The sequence below is a fragment of the uncultured Dysosmobacter sp. genome (assembly GCF_947631635.1).
Taxonomy (GTDB): Bacteria; Bacillota; Clostridia; order Oscillospirales; family Oscillospiraceae; genus Oscillibacter.
Genome location: NZ_CANRMB010000011.1, coordinates 12121 through 30407, shown reverse-complemented (window position 1 = coordinate 30407; position 18287 = coordinate 12121). Strand labels below are relative to the sequence as shown.

General features: G+C 61.7%; 16 protein-coding genes. 12 read left to right on the top strand and 4 right to left on the bottom strand.

Annotated elements, in window-relative coordinates:
- The first annotated feature begins 96 nt into the window (after positions 1–96).
- The gene (locus Q0Z71_RS07520; protein ID WP_298020318.1) at positions 97–1920 is read left to right on the top strand and encodes a VanW family protein; all 1824 of its coding nucleotides are present in this window, start codon (positions 97–99) and stop codon (positions 1918–1920) included.
- A gap of 127 nt (positions 1921–2047) precedes the next feature.
- Here the strand turns inward: Q0Z71_RS07520 and Q0Z71_RS07515 are convergent, their stop codons facing one another.
- Together Q0Z71_RS07515 and Q0Z71_RS07510 are read right to left on the bottom strand one after the other, a co-directional pair.
- Complete coding sequence (locus Q0Z71_RS07515; protein WP_298020315.1) at positions 2048–2698, bottom strand: TrkA family potassium uptake protein; 651 nt, start codon at positions 2696–2698, stop codon at positions 2048–2050.
- Positions 2699–2712: 14 nt separating this feature from the next.
- A complete protein-coding gene (locus Q0Z71_RS07510; protein ID WP_298020312.1) occupies positions 2713–4041 on the bottom strand; it encodes a TrkH family potassium uptake protein in 1329 nt (442 codons plus the stop codon).
- Positions 4042–4477: 436 nt separating this feature from the next.
- Between Q0Z71_RS07510 and Q0Z71_RS07505 the strand changes: the two genes are divergently transcribed.
- Positions 4478–5122: a TVP38/TMEM64 family protein gene (locus tag Q0Z71_RS07505; protein WP_298020309.1), complete on the top strand. Its 645-nt coding sequence runs from the start codon at positions 4478–4480 to the stop codon at positions 5120–5122.
- A 158-nt stretch (positions 5123–5280) separates the two neighbouring features.
- Here the strand turns inward: Q0Z71_RS07505 and Q0Z71_RS07500 are convergent, their stop codons facing one another.
- Both Q0Z71_RS07500 and Q0Z71_RS07495 read right to left on the bottom strand, forming a co-directional pair.
- Positions 5281–6282 carry an ATP-binding protein gene (locus Q0Z71_RS07500; protein WP_298020306.1) on the bottom strand — a complete coding sequence of 334 codons (1002 nt, stop codon included), beginning with the start codon at positions 6280–6282 and terminating at the stop codon, positions 5281–5283.
- A 4-nt stretch (positions 6283–6286) separates the two neighbouring features.
- Positions 6287–7198, bottom strand: coding sequence for a DnaD domain protein (locus Q0Z71_RS07495; RefSeq protein WP_298020303.1), 912 nt, complete (start codon positions 7196–7198; stop codon positions 6287–6289).
- 303 nt (positions 7199–7501) lie between these two features.
- Here Q0Z71_RS07495 and Q0Z71_RS07490 point away from each other — a divergent pair, with 303 nt between their 5' ends.
- The 10 genes from Q0Z71_RS07490 to Q0Z71_RS07445 all read left to right on the top strand — a co-directional run bounded on the left by Q0Z71_RS07490 (position 7502) and on the right by Q0Z71_RS07445 (position 18275).
- Positions 7502–7834, top strand: a complete 333-nt coding sequence (locus tag Q0Z71_RS07490) for a cell division protein ZapA (RefSeq protein ID WP_298020300.1) — start codon at positions 7502–7504, stop codon at positions 7832–7834.
- Positions 7831–9903: a U32 family peptidase gene (locus tag Q0Z71_RS07485; protein ID WP_298020297.1), complete on the top strand. Its 2073-nt coding sequence runs from the start codon at positions 7831–7833 to the stop codon at positions 9901–9903. The genes Q0Z71_RS07490 and Q0Z71_RS07485 overlap by 4 nt, the downstream gene beginning before the upstream one ends.
- A gap of 60 nt (positions 9904–9963) precedes the next feature.
- A complete protein-coding gene (locus Q0Z71_RS07480; protein ID WP_298020294.1) occupies positions 9964–10548 on the top strand; it encodes a DUF998 domain-containing protein in 585 nt (194 codons plus the stop codon).
- A gap of 143 nt (positions 10549–10691) precedes the next feature.
- Entirely contained in the window at positions 10692–11123 is a 432-nt protein-coding gene (locus Q0Z71_RS07475) for a dUTP diphosphatase (protein WP_298020290.1), read from the top strand.
- Positions 11124–11148: 25 nt separating this feature from the next.
- On the top strand, positions 11149–11727 hold the full coding sequence (locus Q0Z71_RS07470; protein WP_298020288.1) for a nucleoside triphosphate pyrophosphatase: 579 nt from the start codon (positions 11149–11151) through the stop codon (positions 11725–11727).
- A 20-nt stretch (positions 11728–11747) separates the two neighbouring features.
- Entirely contained in the window at positions 11748–12593 is an 846-nt protein-coding gene (gene mreC, locus Q0Z71_RS07465; RefSeq protein ID WP_298020285.1) for a rod shape-determining protein MreC, read from the top strand.
- Positions 12594–12654: 61 nt separating this feature from the next.
- Positions 12655–13167 (top strand): hypothetical protein, encoded by a 513-nt coding sequence (locus Q0Z71_RS07460; RefSeq protein WP_298020282.1) that lies wholly within the window; start codon positions 12655–12657, stop codon positions 13165–13167.
- A gap of 34 nt (positions 13168–13201) precedes the next feature.
- Entirely contained in the window at positions 13202–15424 is a 2223-nt protein-coding gene (locus Q0Z71_RS07455) for a penicillin-binding transpeptidase domain-containing protein (protein ID WP_298020279.1), read from the top strand.
- 18 nt (positions 15425–15442) lie between these two features.
- Entirely contained in the window at positions 15443–17311 is a 1869-nt protein-coding gene (locus Q0Z71_RS07450) for a glycoside hydrolase family 13 protein (protein WP_298020276.1), read from the top strand.
- 205 nt (positions 17312–17516) lie between these two features.
- Entirely contained in the window at positions 17517–18275 is a 759-nt protein-coding gene (locus tag Q0Z71_RS07445) for a ParA family protein (protein ID WP_298020494.1), read from the top strand.
- Positions 18276–18287: the final 12 nt, after the last annotated feature.

Below are 18287 nucleotides of genomic sequence, written 5' to 3'. Positions count from 1 at the left end.
TTTTCCAAATAAGTGTGTTAAACTATATACTTAGTAGAATAGGCTGTTTGTGTGTGCAGCCTGTCTTGAATTCTATCGTGACAACAGGAGGGCTTCATGGAACAGACAACGAACGAAGCCATTGTGCAGAAGAAGGGCGGCTCCCGGCTGCAAAAGGAGGATGCCGCGAAGCATCACCGCAAAAAATGGGGCCTTTTAATCGTGGGGCTCTTTGGGGTGGTCTGTCTGGCGGTTTATATAGGGCTGGGCGCTTACGCCCTCCATTTGGACCGTTTTTGGCCCGGCACCTCTGTTTTGGGCCATGATGTCAGCGGTCTGACGGTGACAGAGGCCACCCAGATGCTTCAGGAGGCCCTGCCCGAGACGGACCTCTTCATTTACTATATGCCGGAGGACAGCGCTGACAACGAATTTCTCTCCAACCCGGAGGACCCCGACGAGGAGGGTGCTCCGCCCCATTACTCCGTCCTCCTCTCGGACCTCGGAATGGAACTGGACGCCCAGGCGCTGGCACAAAGCGCTTTTGACTCCCAGCGGAACACCTCCCTGCTCAGTGCCGGCAAAGACTACCTCCGGCACCGCCGGACCATCCGGTCCAGCAACTATTATGCCGGCAATATGCTGACGCTGGACGAGGCAAAGGCCGACGCCGCCGCGGAGGCCGCGGCCCAGGCCCTCTCCATTGCGCCCCAGGACACCTCCTATACCGTCGCGGAGGATTCCATTCGATTTCAAGTGGCCAAAGATGGCCTGCAGATCGACGCGGCCGCTCTGAAAACCGCTATCCGGGAGATGGAATGGCTGAGTGACCTCTCTCTCAAAGCCTCCTATACCGCCGTGCCCGGCAGGTCTTTGACAGCGCAGGAGATCTATGACGAGGTGTCCAGTGAGGTGAAGAACGCCGGATATGACGCCGCCACAGACTCCATCATCCCCGAGCAGGTGGGCGCGGAATTCGACGTGGCCGCCGCCCAGGCGGCGCTGGATGCCGCCCAGCCCGGCGAGACCGTGGAGGTGCCCGCCGTTATCGAATATCCCTCTGTCACCGCCGAGCAGCTGAAGGCCGTCCTCTTCCGGGATGTGCTGGGCGAGGCCCGGACAAAGGTCGGCGGCACCGCCGCCCGAAAGAGCAATGTAAAGCTGTCCGCCTCCACCATCAACGACTATGTTATGAACACGGGAGACGTGTTCTCTTACAATGGCGTCGTGGGTAAGCGGACCGCTGCCAACGGCTACAAGCCCGCCCCCGCCTATGTGAAGGGCGAGACCGTGGACGAGATCGGCGGCGGCATCTGCCAGACCTCCTCCACCCTGTACCTGGCCTGCCTGCGCGGGAATCTGGAGATCACCGAGCGGCACGCCCACCGCTATATCCCCTCCTACATCGACGCCGGTATGGACGCCACTGTCTCCTGGGGCGGACCGGACTACAAGTTCACCAACAACACCGGCTATCCCATCAAGATCGTTACCAGCTATGAGAACGGCTATCTGACCGTGAAGCTGCTGGGCACCAATGTCACCGGTGTCACCGCCAAAATGACCCACGAGAGGCTGTCCACCACCAACTTTGAGGTGGTCTACGAGGACGATCCCACCCTTGCCCCCGGCGTGGAAAAGGTAAAGACCACGCCCTATACCGGATCCAAGTGGCGGACCTACCGCCATCTGTATGACAAAGACGGCAATCTGATCTCCAGCGCCTATGAGGACACCAGTGATTACAAGGCCCGGAACCGGGTCATCCTCCGTGCCCCTGCCCAAGCCGCGGAGCCCAGCGCTCCCGTGATCGGCCCCGGGGACATCCCCGCCTCTCCCGATGAGCCGGCCGTCCCCGTCCAGCCTGACGAGCCGGTGGAGGAGACGCCCAGCACCCCCATCATCGTATTGCCGGAGGATTTTTCGAACAGTGCCGCATAAGCCAACAAGTGACCGGGCCCCAAATCATCACAAATAACAATTCTAAGCAGAAAACGGCCCGCCGGAAGATCCGGCGGGCCGTTTTGCTATCCTCCGTAAAGGATGGAAGCCCCAGGGAAATGCGCTTTCACACTTTATCCATCAGCCGAAGGCCCGCGTCCTTGTCTCCCGCAATGATCAGATGGACATCCGGCTGAAAGCGGTACCCGGGGTCCAGCAGGGGGATCACCTCGTCCCCGTGTTTGATACCCAGGATGTTCACATTGTAGCGGCGGCGGACATCCACCTCGGTGACCGTGCGTCCCTCCCACTCCTCGGGGATCTCCATTTCAAAGATCGCGTATTTGGGCGTCAGCTCAAAATAGTCAAAGGCGTTGCGGGCGGAGAACCGCATGGCCACCCGGTGGGCCATGTCCATCTCCGTGTGGATCACATAATCCGCGCCGATCTTTTTCAGAAATTTAATCTGCCGCTCCCGGTCCGCCCGGGCCACCACGCATTTGGCCCCCAGATCCTTCAGCGTGGCAGTGACCTCCAGGGAGCACTGAAAGTCGTCCCGCACGCAGACAAAGCAGACGTCAAAGTTGCGGATCCCCAGCGCCTCCAGGACATGCTCGTCCTGGCAGTCTCCCACGCAGGAGGCGGTCACGCTGCCCGCCAGACGGGCCACCCGCTCCTCGTCCTGGTCGATCACCATCACCTCGTTGCCCAGGTCCACCAGCTTCTTCGACAGGTGTTGTCCGAACCGGCCCAGGCCGATCACCAAAAAGGATTTCATGCCCTACTCCCCTTTCAACCGATCAAAATCTTTTCCGGGATATTCCGCAACTTGGGGTGCGGCCGGTCCCGGGTGACTGCCATTGCCACCGACATGCTGCCCACCCGCCCCGCGAACATCAGCAGGGTGACCGCGATCTTGGAGACCTCTGGCAGCGTTGCCGTGATGCCCCGGGTCAGTCCCACGGTGCCGATGGCGGAGACAGATTCAAACAGCGCGTCATCCAGCGTGACACCCTGGGTGCACAGGACCATGCATCCCAGCAGGCAGACCATGAAATACAGACTGACCGAGGAAAATGCCCTATGGACCGTCTCCTCATCCAGACGCCGGTGGAAGAGGTTCACGTCCTCCTTCCGCCGTGCCCGTGCGAAGGCGCTGAGCAGCAGCACGGCAAAGGTGTTCACCTTGATGCCGCCGCCGGTGGAACCGGAGCCGGCGCCGATAAACATCAGGATCATGGTCAGCAGGGTCCCGCTCTCGCTGAGGGCGGCCTGATCCATGGTGTTGAAACCCGCCGTCCGGCAGGTCACAGACTGGAAGGCCGACATCATCAGCCGCTCTCCCACAGGCAGCCCCGCCTGCGCGGAACCGCCCTCCAGGATATAAAACGCCAGCGTCCCCGCCAGAAACAGGGCCGATGTGGCCGTCAGCACGATCTTGCTGTGGAGCCGGTATCGCCGGAAGTGAAAGCGGTGGACGATCACATCGTCCCAGACCAGAAAGCCCAGTCCGCCTGCGATGATCAGCGCCATCAGGACGATGTTCAGCAGGGGATCCCCCGCCGCGGAGGTCAGGGAGCTGCCGGTCCCCAGCAGGTCAAAGCCCGCGTTGCAGAAGGCCGACACCGCGTGAAACAGCGCCATCCAAAGTCCCCGCCCCGCTCCGTACCGGGGGCAGAACCAGAGGGACAGCAGCAGGGCTCCGGTGCCCTCGCACAGTGCGGTGACCGTCAGGGCCCGGCGGGTCAGGCGGACCACGCCGCCCATCTGCAAAGCGCCGATGGTATCCATCAGCACGGACCGCTGGTGCAGGCCGATCCGCCGGTGCAGCAGGATGGACACCAGAATCGAGACGGTCATAAAGCTGAGTCCGCCGATCTGGATCAGCAGGAGCAGCACGGCCTGCCCAAAGAGGGTGAACTGTGTATAGGTATCATACAGCACCAGCCCTGTGACACAGGAGGCGGAGGCCGAGGTGAACAGCGCGTCCAAAAACGGCAGGGACTGCCCGCCGCGGGAGGCGATGGGCAGAGACAGCAGCATCGCGCCGGCGAAGATCAGGCAGGCAAAGCTGACGGCCAGTGTCTGGACGGCATTGAGTTGAAAGCGGCGGCGTGCCATAGGCCCCTCCCTTATCAGCAGCTGATGAAAACAAGATGATATCTATTATAGCCATTCTTCGTATATCACGCAACAATCGAACACAAAAATTAACAGATGTTTACTGTTTCCGCAGCCTGTGCGGGCGCAGCCGCTCCAAATGGCAGCCGCACATCTCCGCCTCTATAAAATTCCCTTCAAGACCGCCGCATTTTTCGCGCTTTTGCGCATACTATAGTCGGCACAGTTGAAAAGAATTCAGAGGATTCTTTTCCATGCAATGCTGCTGTGCAGCGCTGCATGCTGCGTATGCGGCCCTCTGTGCCTGACTTCATAGGAAACGCACGCGCGCTTTTCGCGACGGCGGACCATTGGTTCGCCGGTTGAAAAGGGGCACAAGCTCTTTTTCAACTGCGCTGACTATATCCGCAGATCTCGACAGGTGGGAGGGAGTTTTTTGAAAAAATGGCGGGGATGTCTGCCCCTTTTTCTCCTGCTCCTGACCGCCGCCGGGGCCTGGGCCTTTCGCCGCCAGCTGACCGCAGAGGCCATCGCCGCCCGGTCCCCCCAACAGGCCTGGGTGACCGTGTGCTTTCTTCTGGCGCTGTACGCGGTCAAGAGCCTGTCCGTGGCCTTTCCCCTCTCGGCGCTGGAGGCTGCGTCGGGACTGCTGTTTCCCTTTCCGGCGGCGCTGGCCGTGAATCTCTGCGGCGCTGCCATCGTCCAGACGCTTCCCTATCTCCTGGGGCAGCGGGAACAGGGCGGCCTTGCCGCCGTCGCCGCCCGGTATCCCCAACTGGCGGATCTGGTCCGGCCGGACCCACGCCATCCGGGCCGGACCGTCTTTCTGCTGCGGCTGGGCGGCGTCTCCCCCGGCGACCTGGTGAGCCTGTATCTGGGCGCGGCGGGCGTCCCCTGGCGGGCCTACCTGTCCGGCGGACTTTTGGGCAGCTTTCCCCGAGTGGTCTCCGCCACGCTGCTGGGCGCCGCCCTCTGGGAGATCGGCGGAACACGGTTTTGGCTTTCCCTGGGCATTGGGGCGGCGCTGACAGCGCTGTCCCTGTGCCTCTGGCGGTTTTGGCGGACGGAGCCGGTATCTTGAGTAAAAGCAGGCGGCGGAACACACCGGTGTGTTCCGCCGCCTGCTGCCGGTCTCATGTGAGCTAAAGCCCTCATTTTTGATAATAAATTGGATTTTTTATAATTTATATTGCTATTTGTATTCATTTCCGATGGACCTTAAGCAGTTCGCAGGGCCTGTCAAAAGGGTTTCGTGCCCTTTTTCAATTTGCGGATATCCTCCCCGAAGAAAGGCAGGAGTGCGTACTCTCCTTCGATGCGGGAGGCGGTCTGGGGGGAGTAGCGCTGCGCGATCTCCCCCGGCATCATGTTCGTGCTGATGATGGTGGAGCGCTTCTCCATCAGGCGGGTGTTGACGATCTGATACAGCGCGCTGGAGACCACCGGACCGCCTGCCTCCGTACCCAGGTCATCCAGAATCAGCAGGTCGCAGGTCAGGACCCGCTCCACATGGGCGGCCGCCTCGCCGCCGGAGTCCCGTCCATACTTCTGGTTTTCAAACTGCGTGAACACGTGGGACGCCGTGTCATACACCACGGACCAGCCGTCCTTGCTGACCTCCCGGGCGATGGCCGCGGAGAGGTGGGTCTTGCCAAGACCCGGCGCGCCGAACAGCAGCAGATTCTGAGGCCGCTTTCCAAAGCTGTGGGCAAATTCCGCGCACACCTCGTAAACGGTCTCCATATGCTCCCGGGGAGACATGCCGTTTCCCGTGTCAAAGCGGTCGGCGTACCAGTCCAGGGAAAAGGTGTCAAAGCTCTGGTTCCCCAGGTCCAGCATCCGGGAGAGCTCCTTCTGCTGCTCCTGGGCGTAATAGCTCCGCAGGCAGCGGCAGACTCTCGCGCCCTGGTATCCGGTGTCGCCGCAGAGCGCACAGGCCGGCTTTTCCTCCAGGAAATCCTGGGGAAGCCCCATCTGGCGCAGCAATTCCCGTTTTTCCGCCTGCAGGCGCAAATTCTCCTCCCGCAGGACCTCCACCGCCGGCGCGGGGTCCGTGCCGTAGCGCAGGGCGCTGGAGATGATGCGGCTCATGGTGGCCCGCAGCTCGGCGTCCACCTCTTTCAAACGGGGCTGGCGGCGGAACACCGTCTCCCGCTGCGCCTGAAACCGGGCCTCCCGCTGCTGTTTGTCCGCTTCAAACCGCTGGAGCGCCAGCCGCATGAGCTTTCCATCGTATGCCATCCCATCACCCCCTGTTTCTGTGCAGGTCCTGCACGTACTGCCGCAGGTCTCCGGACTGCGGCTTTGACCCGGCGGGCTTCGCAGGCTTGTCCCCCCGCTCCACCTCTTCCAGCGTGTGAAGCCCGGCTTCATGCCAGCGCTTCAGGATGCCGTTGCAATAGGGCCACTTCAGCTCGTGGCATTTCAGGACCGTCTTGTCATAGGCCAGCGCCACTGTCTCCGGCGGAAATCCCATCTCCTGCCACAATGTCAGATACTTCTCCTCCGAGGCCACCGGGAGACGGTCTCCCAGCCGCAGGGCACGCATATACCGGGGCAGGGCGCCCTGCCGCTCGGCGTACTTCTTCAGATACGACGCGGCCTCCGATTGGGTGTCGATCCCCATGCGGGCCCAGACGTAGCCCTCCTTTTCGATCTGCCGCAGCGTGGGGCGGCGACCCTCGCCGTATCGGCGCTGGATGCGCTCCGCGCAGTGGCAGACCAGGAGATAGATTACATCGGCGGGCAGACCCAGATAGTCGTTCAACCCCAGCAGGACGCCGATATCCGGCGTGGTCAGCTTTTTGCCCAGCTTCCGCTCCACTTCGGCGGTGAGGTCCCGGAACTCTGCGCTGCCCTCCAGCCGCTCCGCGATCTCCATGCGCTGATAGACGGGCTTTTCATCCGACGGCTCCGGCGGCGTCTCCGCCGGAGCGATCAGCCCCAGGTCCCGGAGGGTCCGCTCCGCCGTCTCGATCCGCGGCCGATCCCAGCGCAGTTCCCCCGCCAGAGAGCGGGGCGGCACACTGCCGTGGTGCCGCAGGAGCGCCAGGTAGAGAAGCGCCGCGTCGCCGTCTCCCCTGTCCAGCAGGCGCTTGGCCGCCTGGGCGGTCAGGGTGACGCTCTCGTCCGCCGTATGTACCAAAATATTTGCCATGACGCTCCTCCTTCTGTTTTGCCTTTCCATTTTACACGAATTATGCCGGAAGAACAAGCCCCGGCGCAAAAACTCCCGGCACATCTCCGTCTTTTCGGAAAATCGGCCTCTCCTTTTCCCTGTTTTTGTCGATGGACGCGCAGGGTCCAGAAAAGCTGTATTTTTCAATTTCATTTGTGAATTTTTTGGATTTTAGTGCATTTTTTCTGGCGCTGTTCCCCGCCTTATGGTATACTGTACGCTGTAATAATAGGTAGGGTATGTCCTGCCGTCAGATAGAGAACGAAAGAGGAGGAATTTTCCATGGCAAACCGTGTGGTCGTCAGCATTTGTGGAGAGGAATATACCTTCGTGGCGGATGAATCCGCAGCCTACATGCAGAAGGTGGGCTCCTACGTCAGCGACAAGATGAACGAAGTGCTGAACAGCGCCAAGGTGGGCCGCACCGACGCCGCTATCCTGACCGCCGCCAACATCGCCGACGAGCTGTTTAAAGCCCAGGCCGCGGCGGAACAGCTGCGGGGGCAGATCAAGGGGTATCTGGATGAGGCCGGCAAGGCCCAGGCGGAGGTCAGCGAGCTGAAGCGGGAGGTCTTTCGCCTGCAGCAGAAGCTGGACAGCCGGAACCGCGGATGAAGCCGGAGCTTCTCGCCCCCGCCGGATCTCTGGAGTCCCTGCGGGCCGCAGTACAGAACGGAGCGGACGCGGTATATCTGGGCTGGAGCGACTTCAATGCCCGCCGGGGCGCCAAGAATTTTTCTGACGAGGAATTTGCGGACGCGCTGGCCTATTGTCATGTCCGGGGCGTCCGGGTATTTTTAACGCTGAATACTTTGCTGACGGACCGGGAGCTGCCCCAGGCTCTGGAGACCGCCGCCGCGGCCTGCCGCATGGGCGTGGATTCCATTCTGGTCCAGGACTGGGGATTGTTTGACCTGATGCGAAGATCCCTGCCGGACCTCCCCCTCCACGCCAGCACCCAGATGAGCGTGTTTACCTCCGGCGGCGCTGTGGAGATGGCCGCCGACGGCTGTGAGCGGGTGGTCCTGGCCCGGGAGTGCTCCGCTGAGGACACCCGGGCCATCTGCCAAAACTGTTCCGCCGAGATCGAGGTCTTTGTCCACGGCGCCCTGTGCATGTGCTATTCCGGCCAGTGCGCCATGAGCGCCCTGATCGGCGGACGCTCCGGCAACCGGGGACGCTGCGCCCAGCCCTGCCGCCTGCCCTATGGCGTCAACGAGCCGGCCCGGAAAAAGTATCCCCTCAGCCTGAAGGACAACTGCCTGGCCGGGGAACTGGGCGCCATGGCGGACATGGGCGTGGCATGCCTGAAGATGGAGGGCCGGATGAAGCGGCCGGAATACGTGGCGGTCATCACCCGCATCTACGCCCGCCTGCTGGAGGAGGGCCGCGGCCCCACCGCCCGGGAGGAGTCGGAACTGAAGCAGGCTTTCTCCCGCTCCGGCTTCACCGACTGGTACTGGCAGGGCAAGCACGGCGCGCCCATGCTCGGCGTCCGTCCGGAGAACGCCGCCGACCCCAAGGAGCTGTTTGACGCCGCAAAGGCCGCCTATGAAAAAGACGATCTGCGCACCATCCCAGTGCGCTTTGCCTGCCAGATCCGGACCGGCATCCCCTGCGCCCTGACTGCGGCGGACAGAGATGGACACACCATCACCGTCACCGGCCCTGTGCCGGAGGCCGCCCGCAGCCGCAGCATCACCGCCGCCGAGGTCTCGGACCGGCTGAAAAAGACCGGCGGCACCGCTTTCCGCTGCGAACAGGTGGATGCCGCTGTGGACGAGGGCCTGTCCCTCCCTGCCAGCGCCATCAACGCCCTGCGGCGGGACGCGCTGGCGGCTATGACCCAGGCCCGCACCGCCGCACCCGTCCGCCGGGAGCTGCCGGTGCCGGACCTGCCGGATCTGAACTGCGCCGCAGACGCGCCGCAGTTCACGGTGTCCGTCACCCATGCCGCCCAATTGACAGGAGGCCTGCTGGACCTCCGTCCCGCCCGGACCTATGTGCCGCTGGAGCTGTTGGCGGGCCTTTCCGCCCTGCCAGCTTCGGATACGGCGTGGTGCGCCATCCTGCCCCGGGTCTGGCGGGACAGGGATGAGCCGGAGCTTCGCCGCTGGCTGGACCATGCCAGGGCGCTGGGCGTCACCGGCGTGCTGGCAGGCAACATCGGCCATCTCCCCCTGGTGCGGGAGATGGGGTTTGCCCTGTACGGCGATTTTGGCTTAAATGTGTTCAACACCTGGTCTCTGGACTATCTCCGAGGCAAGGGCCTCGCCTCCGCCTGTGTGTCCTTTGAGCTGCGGTTCGCCCAGATCCGGGACCTGCAAAAGATCATCCCCGCCGAAGCCATCGTCTACGGCCGCCTGCCTCTGATGATCACGGAGAACTGCATCATCCAAAACGACAGGGGCTGCCGCTGTGACCGGCCCAATTTTTTGAATGACCGCACCGGAGCCTCCTTCCCCCTGCTGCCCGCCTATGGGCACCGGACGGAGATCCAGAACAGCAAGGTCCTCTGGCTGGCGGACCGGCCGGAGTGGAGGCGGCTGGGGCTGGCTTACGCCCGGCTGCGGTTCACCACGGAGACGCCGGAGGAATGCGTCCGGGTGTTCCGGGGGTATCTGGACGGCGCTGCCGCCCCGGGCGAATTTACCCGGGGCCTGTATGAGCGGGGCGTGGAATAGGCCGCGTGTTGGATCCTTCCGCAGAGCCGCGCTTTCTGGCTTTTGCTGGCGCTGACAGTGATGGGTGCGTTCCTGTTGCCCGCCCTTCTCTCCTGCCGGGACCCGGATTACCGCCCCGGTTGGATGGCCGTCAGCGTTCTCGGCCGATCCGGCGGCCCCGTGGCCCGCATCTATCGCGGCTGGCTGCTCTGGCTGGGGCTTTTCCTGCTGGCGGCCGCATCTGTGTACTATGCCGCCGCTTTTCCGGTCTCCCCGGTCCTGGCGGCATGGCAGGCCGGAGCCATTGGGGCGTTTGCCCTGGGCGCAGGTATTCTGGCCGGACTGTTTCCCACCGGACTGGAGAAAGACCTGTCGGACCGCCGCGCGTTGGTCCACGGCATCGCCTCGGCCCTGGGATTTTTCGCCCTGCTGGGCTTCCCCCTCTCCGGCGCGCTGCTGGCCCTGGCGGAAGGCCGTCCCCGTATGGCCGCACTCCGCCTCCTTGCATTTGTTTTCGCCCTCTTCTGCTTCGTGCTGTTCATTCTTTCGGACAAAGCGCGGTTCCGCCGCACCATCATCGCCCGGGAGGGCCTGTGGGAGCAATTTTGTCTCGCCGCCATGTACCTCCCCTTTCTGGCGGATGCGGGATTCTATCTGCTCTCCTGACCCGCGGGCATCCCAAACGCTTTTGATTCCTTTGAAAAATACGCGGCATGCCTCTGTTTTATCTGATGTGTGCCCGCAAGTAAATACAATTTGTATATATTCATTTTAATATTACGATATATTATCAAAATTTGGAGTTTCATATGGAAGAGATCAAGGTAAAATATTTTGTAGATGATATCGACGAGCTGTGCTATGTGGACGGCAAATCCGACTGGATCGACCTCCACGCCGCCGAAGAGGTGACGCTGAGGGCCGGGGAATTCCGGCTGATCCCTCTGGGGGTGGCCATCGCCCTGCCGGAGGGCTATGAGGCCCACATCGTCCCCCGCAGCTCCACCTTTAAAAACTACGGCATTTTGCAGTCCAACTCCATGGGCGTGGTGGACTGCTCCTACTGCGGAGACAACGACCAGTGGCGGATGCCGGTCTACGCCACCCGGGACGTGACCATTGAGAAAAATGCCCGCATCTGCCAGTTCCGCATCATGAAGAACCAGCCGCCTCTGCGCTTCACCCGGGTGGAGTATCTGGACGGCCCCGACCGGGGCGGCTTTGGCTCCACCGGCAAATAACGCATATCATAGAGAGGTATCACCCATGGCAAAGATCGTTTTGGCCTCCGGTTCCCCCCGGCGGCAGGAATTATTGCAGCGCATCGGCATCACGGACTTTGAGGTCCGGGTGCCGGAGACAGCGGAATCCTATCCCGACGGCCTGACGCCCCGGCAGATCGTGGAGTACATCTCCCGGGAGAAGGCGGATGCCGCGGCAGAGCTGTGCGGCGCGGATGAGATCGTCATCACCGCCGACACCATGGTCTTTCTGGACGACCAGCGTCTGGGCAAGCCCGTGGACGAGGCCGACGCCCTGCGGATGCTGACGGCCCTGCAGGGGCGGCATCACACGGTCTGTACCGGCGTGACGGTGCGGCAGGACGGCCGCTCCATTACGGAGAGCGAGTCCACGGAGGTCTATTTCCGCCCTGTCCCGGAGGCGGAGCTGCGGGGCTATATCGCCACCGGCGAGCCCATGGACAAGGCGGGCGCCTACGGCATCCAGGGGAAGGGCGCGCTGCTGGTGGAGAAGATCAACGGCGATTTCTTCAATGTGATGGGGCTGCCCGTCCTGCGGCTGTCCCGGATGCTCTCGCAGTTTGGCGTCACCTTTTTTGCGTAAACCTCTAAGGAGGCCTTGATTTGAAAAAATTCCTGAGAGATCATGGACTGTGGGTCCTGTTTGCCGCGGCGGTCATCTCCGTGGCCCTGGCCGTCATGTCCCTTTTCAGCACGACTTCCTCCCCCCTGACCAATGTGGCCAACACCCTGGCCTCCCCCTTCCGCAGCGCCTGCACCGCCGTAGCCGACTGGTTCAACGACAAGCAGAACTACTATAAGGACACCACCGCGCTGGAAGCCGAAAACGCGGCGCTGCGGAAGCAGATGGCTGAGATGGAGGAGACCGTGCGGCAGGCCGAGGCGGCCCTGGAAGAAAACAAACTCCTGCGGGAGCTTTTGAACCTGCGGGAGCAGCGGCGGGACCTGACCAGCGACCTGGAGGCGGCCACCGTCACGGAGCACACCGTCACCAACTGGACCTCCTCCCTGACCCTGAACAAGGGCACCACCCACGGCGTGGAGGTCAATGACTGCGTGATCGACGAGACCGGCGCCCTGGTGGGCATCATCAGCGAGGTGGGCGTCAACTGGTCCACTGTATTGACCCTGGTGGACACGGACACCTCCCTGGGTGCCAAGGTCTTTCGCACCCAGGACCTGGGACTGGCCCAGGGCAACTTCACCCTGATGGGCAAAAACCGCCTGCGGCTGGACTATCTGCCCGCCGACTGCCAGCTGCTGGGCGGCGACCTGGTGATGACCTCCGGTCTGGGCGGTTACTATCCCTCGGACCTGGTAATCGGCTCCGTGGAGGAGGTCCAGGTGGACGATTCCGGCGCCGCCTCCTACGCCATTCTGGTCCCCAAGGTGGATTTTGACGCCTTGACAGAGGTCTTTATCATCAAATCCTTCGACATTGTGACGTGAGCCGCTGAACGTTCCGCCCTTTCCCACGTGTAGATCCGTTTAAAAAGGAGGTCCGCCGCCTGTGCTGGCAAGAAATGAGATCATCTTCAAATGGACGCTGTATGCCGCCGCCACGGCGCTGTGCTTCTTTGTCCAGGGTGCGCTGCTGCAGCGGATCACAGTCTGGGGCGTGATCCCCTTTCTGTACCCCCTGCTGGCGGCCATTCCCGCCTCCTATGAAAAGCCCGTGTCCGCCACGATCTTCGCTTTGGCCGTGGGCGTGTTCTGCGACCTGATCCTTCCCGGTTCCATCCCCTGCTTTTACACCCTGGTCTTTCCCCTGGCGGGCCTCTGCGCCTCCCTGCTCTCCCAGAGCCTGCTGCCCGCCGGGATCCTCTGCTCCCTCTCCGGGACGGCCATCGCCTTTTTGATGACGGGGCTTTTCCACTGTCTGCTGCTGTGGATCAACGGAAAGACCGCCTGGGGCGCGGGCCTGTTTTTAACCCTGCGGGAGTTCTGCGTCACCGCGCCGCTGACAGTGCCCGTGAATCTGCTGTACCGGGCCGTTTTCCGCAAGACACATCTCTACGACTGACAGACCGTTTCTCTGTTTCCATAAAGGAGTTTCCATGGACTACAAAGATCCGCAAAGCAACCGCCGCCTCTATATCCTGGCGGGATTTCTGGCAGTGATCCTGCTGGTCTACCTGGGCGTTTTGTTTGACACCCAGGTGAATCACTATGACGACTACCTGACCCAGTCCGTCCGCTCCATCGCCAAGCCGGAAAAGGTGGAGGCCTCCCGGGGCATCATCACCGACCGCAGCGGCCGGACGCTGGTGAGCAACCGCTCCACCTACGCACTGACCTTTGACGCCGGTCTGCTGAAGGAGTCGGACGATGAAAACGAGGCCATCCTCCGCCTGGTACAGCTCTGCCAGGAGAACGGCGTGGTCTGGAACGACAATCTCCCCATCACCCGCAAGGCCCCCTTCTCCTATACCATCGACCAACAGACCGATATTCAGAAAAAGCGTTTTCTAACCTATCTCCAATCCCTGCGGGAGGTGAAAACGGCACTGGGCGCCTATCTGCTGGATCACCCGGAGGTGGTGTCCGCCGACCTGTCCGAGCTGCTTCCCGACGGAGAGGAGCATGACGAGAAGGCCCTGAAAAAGGCCGCCAACGCGCTGGCGGAAAAGCTGACCGCCGAGACCCTGACCACCGGGCTTCTGCGCTCTGCGGGGATCTCCGTTCCCAAGCTGCTGGAGATCATGAAGGAGGACCTGGACATTCCCGCCTCCTTCTCTCTGGATGAGACCCGCCTGGTCCTGGGCGTCCAATATGAACTGTCCCTGCGGAAGCTGATGGACATCGACACCTATGTTTTGGCGGATGATGTGGACACTGCCTTCATCTCCCTGCTCAGCGACGGCAATTACGCCGGTTCCAAAATCACCAGCTCCACGGTCCGGGAATACGAGACCTCCTATGGCGCCCATATTCTGGGCACTGTAGGGCGCCTCTACAAAGAGGATTACGCCGAATTGAAGGACCAGGGCTATGACATGGATGACTGGATCGGCCGGGACGGCGTGGAGCTGGCCTTTGAGAAGTATTTAAAAGGCACGGACGGCAGGCGTGTTGTGTCTACGAATAGTGACGGCAAGGTCACCGGAGAATACTATTCCATAGAGCCGCAGCCCGGCAGTACCGTGGAGCTGACCATCGACCTGAAGCTCCAGCAGGCCACAGAGGACGCTCTGGCGGCCACTGTCTCCCAAATGAACGACAAGGACGGCGACACCGCTCGCGGCGCCGGGGCCGCCGTGGTGAAGGTCGGCACTGGGGAGGTGCTGGCACTGGCCTCCTATCCCACCTTCGATCTCTCCACCTACCGGCAGGAATTCAACTCCTTGAGCGCCGCCGAGGGAGCCCCTCTGTTCAACCGGGCCACCAATGGCACCTATCCGCCCGGCTCTACGTTCAAGCCCCTGATCGCTGTGGCAGCACTGGAGGAGGGCAAGGTCACACTGACTGAAAAAATCCGGGATACCGGCTATTGGCTGTATCCGGATTACGTGGAGGGCACCAAGCGCTGGGGCTGGTGGTGCTGGAACCACAGCGGCCATGGCCGCCTCAACATCACCGAGGCCATCACAGCATCCTGCAACTATTTCTTCTATCAGATGGGCTATCTTCTGGGCATCGACACCATCGACCAGTATGCCCTGGATTTCGGCCTGGGCAAAAAGACCGGCATTGAGATCGGTGACGAAGCCGGCACGCTGGCCAGCCCGGAGACGCGGGAGAAAGCCGGCGGCGTCTGGTACGGCGGCGATACGGTCCAGGCCGCCATCGGCCAGTCCGACAACCTGTTCACGCCGCTCCAGCTGGCCAACTACATCGCCACCCTGGTCTCCGGCGGCAAGCACTATGACGCCCATCTGCTGAAAGCCGTCAAATCCTACGACAACTCCCAGGTGATCGCCGTAGGCGCCGCCGAGCCCTCCAATACGATCGATATCAGCGACAGCACGCTGAACGCCGTGAAAAAGGGCATGTACGACTACACCCAGCCCGGCGGCATGGTATACAGCTATTTTAAGGACTGTGTGGTATCCGCCGGCGCCAAGACCGGCACCGCCCAACTGGGTGCCAACATCACCAACAACGGCGTGTTTGTCTGCTTCGCCCCCTATGAGGAACCGGAGATCGCCGTGGCGATCGCCATCGAGCACGGCGGCTCCGGCGCGGCCCTGGCCTCCACCGCCGTGGAGATTTTGAACGCCTATTTTACCCCCGACGAGATCGGAACCGCTGTTATCAGCGAAAATCAGTTACTCCAGTAATAAAGGAGCCTCTCCCCCATGAGTGAACCGTTTGTTTTTGACCCCCGCTGCGCACTGTGCAAGGAACCCTTCGGCGCGGTCGTATGCGGGCAGAACGTGACCTTCCGTTGCCGCCCTTTGACGCAGGAGGGCTTTACCCACTGCTCCCTGATCTTGAACCACGAATTTTCCGGCACCCGCCAGGAGGTGGAATTACAGCCCGCTGGGATGGAAGGCGGCCGCAGCTGCTTTTCCGGCACCATCTCCGCCTCTGAAACACCGGAGCTGACCTGGTATCACTTCCGCTTTTGGCGGGACGACGGCACCGGCTGTGAGCTGGATAAGACCGGCTACCGCAGCGACGGCCTTACGGACCCCTGGCAGCTGACCGTCTACCGAAAGAGCCATACGCCGGAATGGTTCGGCAGCGGCGTTACCTACCAAATTTTCCCAGACAGATTCTGTCGCACGGCTATCCCCTCCCCCGACGGCCTGATTGGAGACCGCTGGGTCCATGAGAACTGGGAGGACACCCCGGCATGGCGGCCTGACCCCTATAAAAATATTTGGAACTGTGACTTTTTTGGCGGTTCTTTGGCTGGTATCACCTCCAAATTGGATGACCTTGCCGCTATGGGCGTCACCACGCTGTATCTCTGCCCCATCTTTGAATCCGCCTCCAACCACCGCTACGATACCGCCGATTATACCAAGATCGATCCCATGCTGGGCACGGAGGAGGATTTCAAGACCCTGTGCCGGGAGGCCAAGGGCCGCGGTATGCGGGTGATCCTGGACGGTGTGTTCAACCACACCGGCTCCACAAGCCGCTATTTCAACGCCGATGGGGCCTATCCCACCCTGGGCGCGGCGCAGAGCCGGGAAAGCCCTTATTTCGACTGGTTCTCCTTCCATCCCTGGCCCAGCGACTATGATTCCTGGTGGGGGATCAAGACGCTGCCCGCTGTCCGGGAGAAATGCCCCAGTTATGTGGATTATATCATCGAAAATCCGGACTCCGTCATCCGCCATTGGCTGCGGGCCGGTGCCTCCGGCTGGCGGCTGGACGTGGCCGACGAGCTGCCGGACTGGTTCATTGAAAAGATCCGCACCGTTATGGAGGAGACCGCTCCAAACTCCCTGCTGATCGGCGAGGTCTGGGAGGATGCCTCCACCAAGATCGCCTATTCCCAGCGGCGCAAATATCTGCTGGGCAGCGAGATCCACGGCGTTATGAATTACCCCTTTCGAAACGCCGTGCTGGCCTATTTGCAGGGCGGCGACGCCGACGATTTCCGGGAGTCCATGGAGACTCTGCGGGAGAACTATCCCCCCGCCGCCTTTTATTCCGCCATGAACTTTTTGGGCACCCACGACACCCCCCGTATCCTCACGGTCCTGGGCACAGACGGCGTGCCGGACAGCAAGGACGAGCGCGCCTTTTACCGCCTCTCCCCCGCCCAGCGGGAAAAGGGGCTGGCGCTGGTCCGGCTGGCTGCTCTGCTGCTGTTCACCTTCCCCGGCGCACCCACCGTCTACTATGGCGACGAGGCCGGCATGGAGGGCTGTGAGGACCCCTTCAACCGGGGCACCTATCCCTGGGGACACGAGGACCTGTCCCTCAAGGCCCACTTTACGCTGCTGGGGACCCTCCGCCGCCAGCGGCCCTCCCTTCAGTGGGGCGCCATCCGCTGGCTGTACACCTCCGGCCCCCTGCTGGCCTTTGCCCGGGAGCTTCCGGACCAGCGGACTGTCACGGTGGTGAATGCGTCGGCCGCGCCCCAACAGCTTCTCCTCCCCTGGGAGGGAACGGAAGCCGTCGACCTGCTCTCCGGCCGCCAATTCTGCGCGGCGGGCGGCGTGCTGACCCTGGATCTCGAGCCTTGTCAAGGACTGCTGCTGTCCTGATCGACCGCCCGGTATGTTTCACGTGAAACATACCGGGTCTTTCTTTGCTCTCCCTTCTGCCCGCTTTCCATGTTTCACGTGGAACATCTCTTTTTTTCCGCTTTTTTTGATTTCCCCTTGTCAGCGCCGCAACAGCTTGTTATAATATGTGCGTATGCGAAAAAGCCTTTACATGGATTTGGATATCCGGAAAGTAGGTGCCTTCGTGGCAAAAACCATTGCAATCGTCAACCAAAAGGGCGGTGTGGGCAAAACCACCACCTGTGTGAACCTTGCCGCTGCGCTGAAAGAGGCTGGGCAGCGCGTTCTGCTGTGTGATTTTGATCCCCAGGCCAATTCCACCTCCGGCATGGGGGTGGACAAGACAGTCTCCAAAGGCATTTATGAGGTTCTGATCGATGAGTCCCCTGCCGCTGACGCCGTTGTACATACCAAATTCGGCGATGTGCTGCCCTCCAACAAGGCGCTGGCCGGAGCCGGCATCGAGCTGATTAGTATGGAACGCCGGGAATTTCTGCTGAAAGATGCACTGGAGCAGATCAGCGGCAATTATGACTTCATCTTTATCGACTGCCCCCCCTCTCTGGAGCTTCTGACCCTCAACGCCCTCTGCGCCGCGGACGCGATCCTGGTGCCGGTCCAGGGTGAGTATTTCGCTTTGGAGGGGCTTTCCGACCTGATGAACACGGTGCGCATCGTCCGCCGCTCTTTAAATCCCCGCCTGGAGCTGGAGGGCGTCCTGCTGACCATGTTCGATGGGCGGACCAATCTGGCCCTCCAGGTGGCGGAGGAGGTCAAGCACTATTTCCCCGGCAAGGTATACGCCACTGTGATCCCCCGAAACGTCCGGCTCTCCGAGGCTCCCAGCCACGGAAAGCCCATCACATCCTATGACCGTTCCTCCCGCGGCGCTGAAGCCTATACCGCTTTGGCGGCGGAGTTCCTGAAAAAACAGCATGTCTGACCTTTGAAAGGA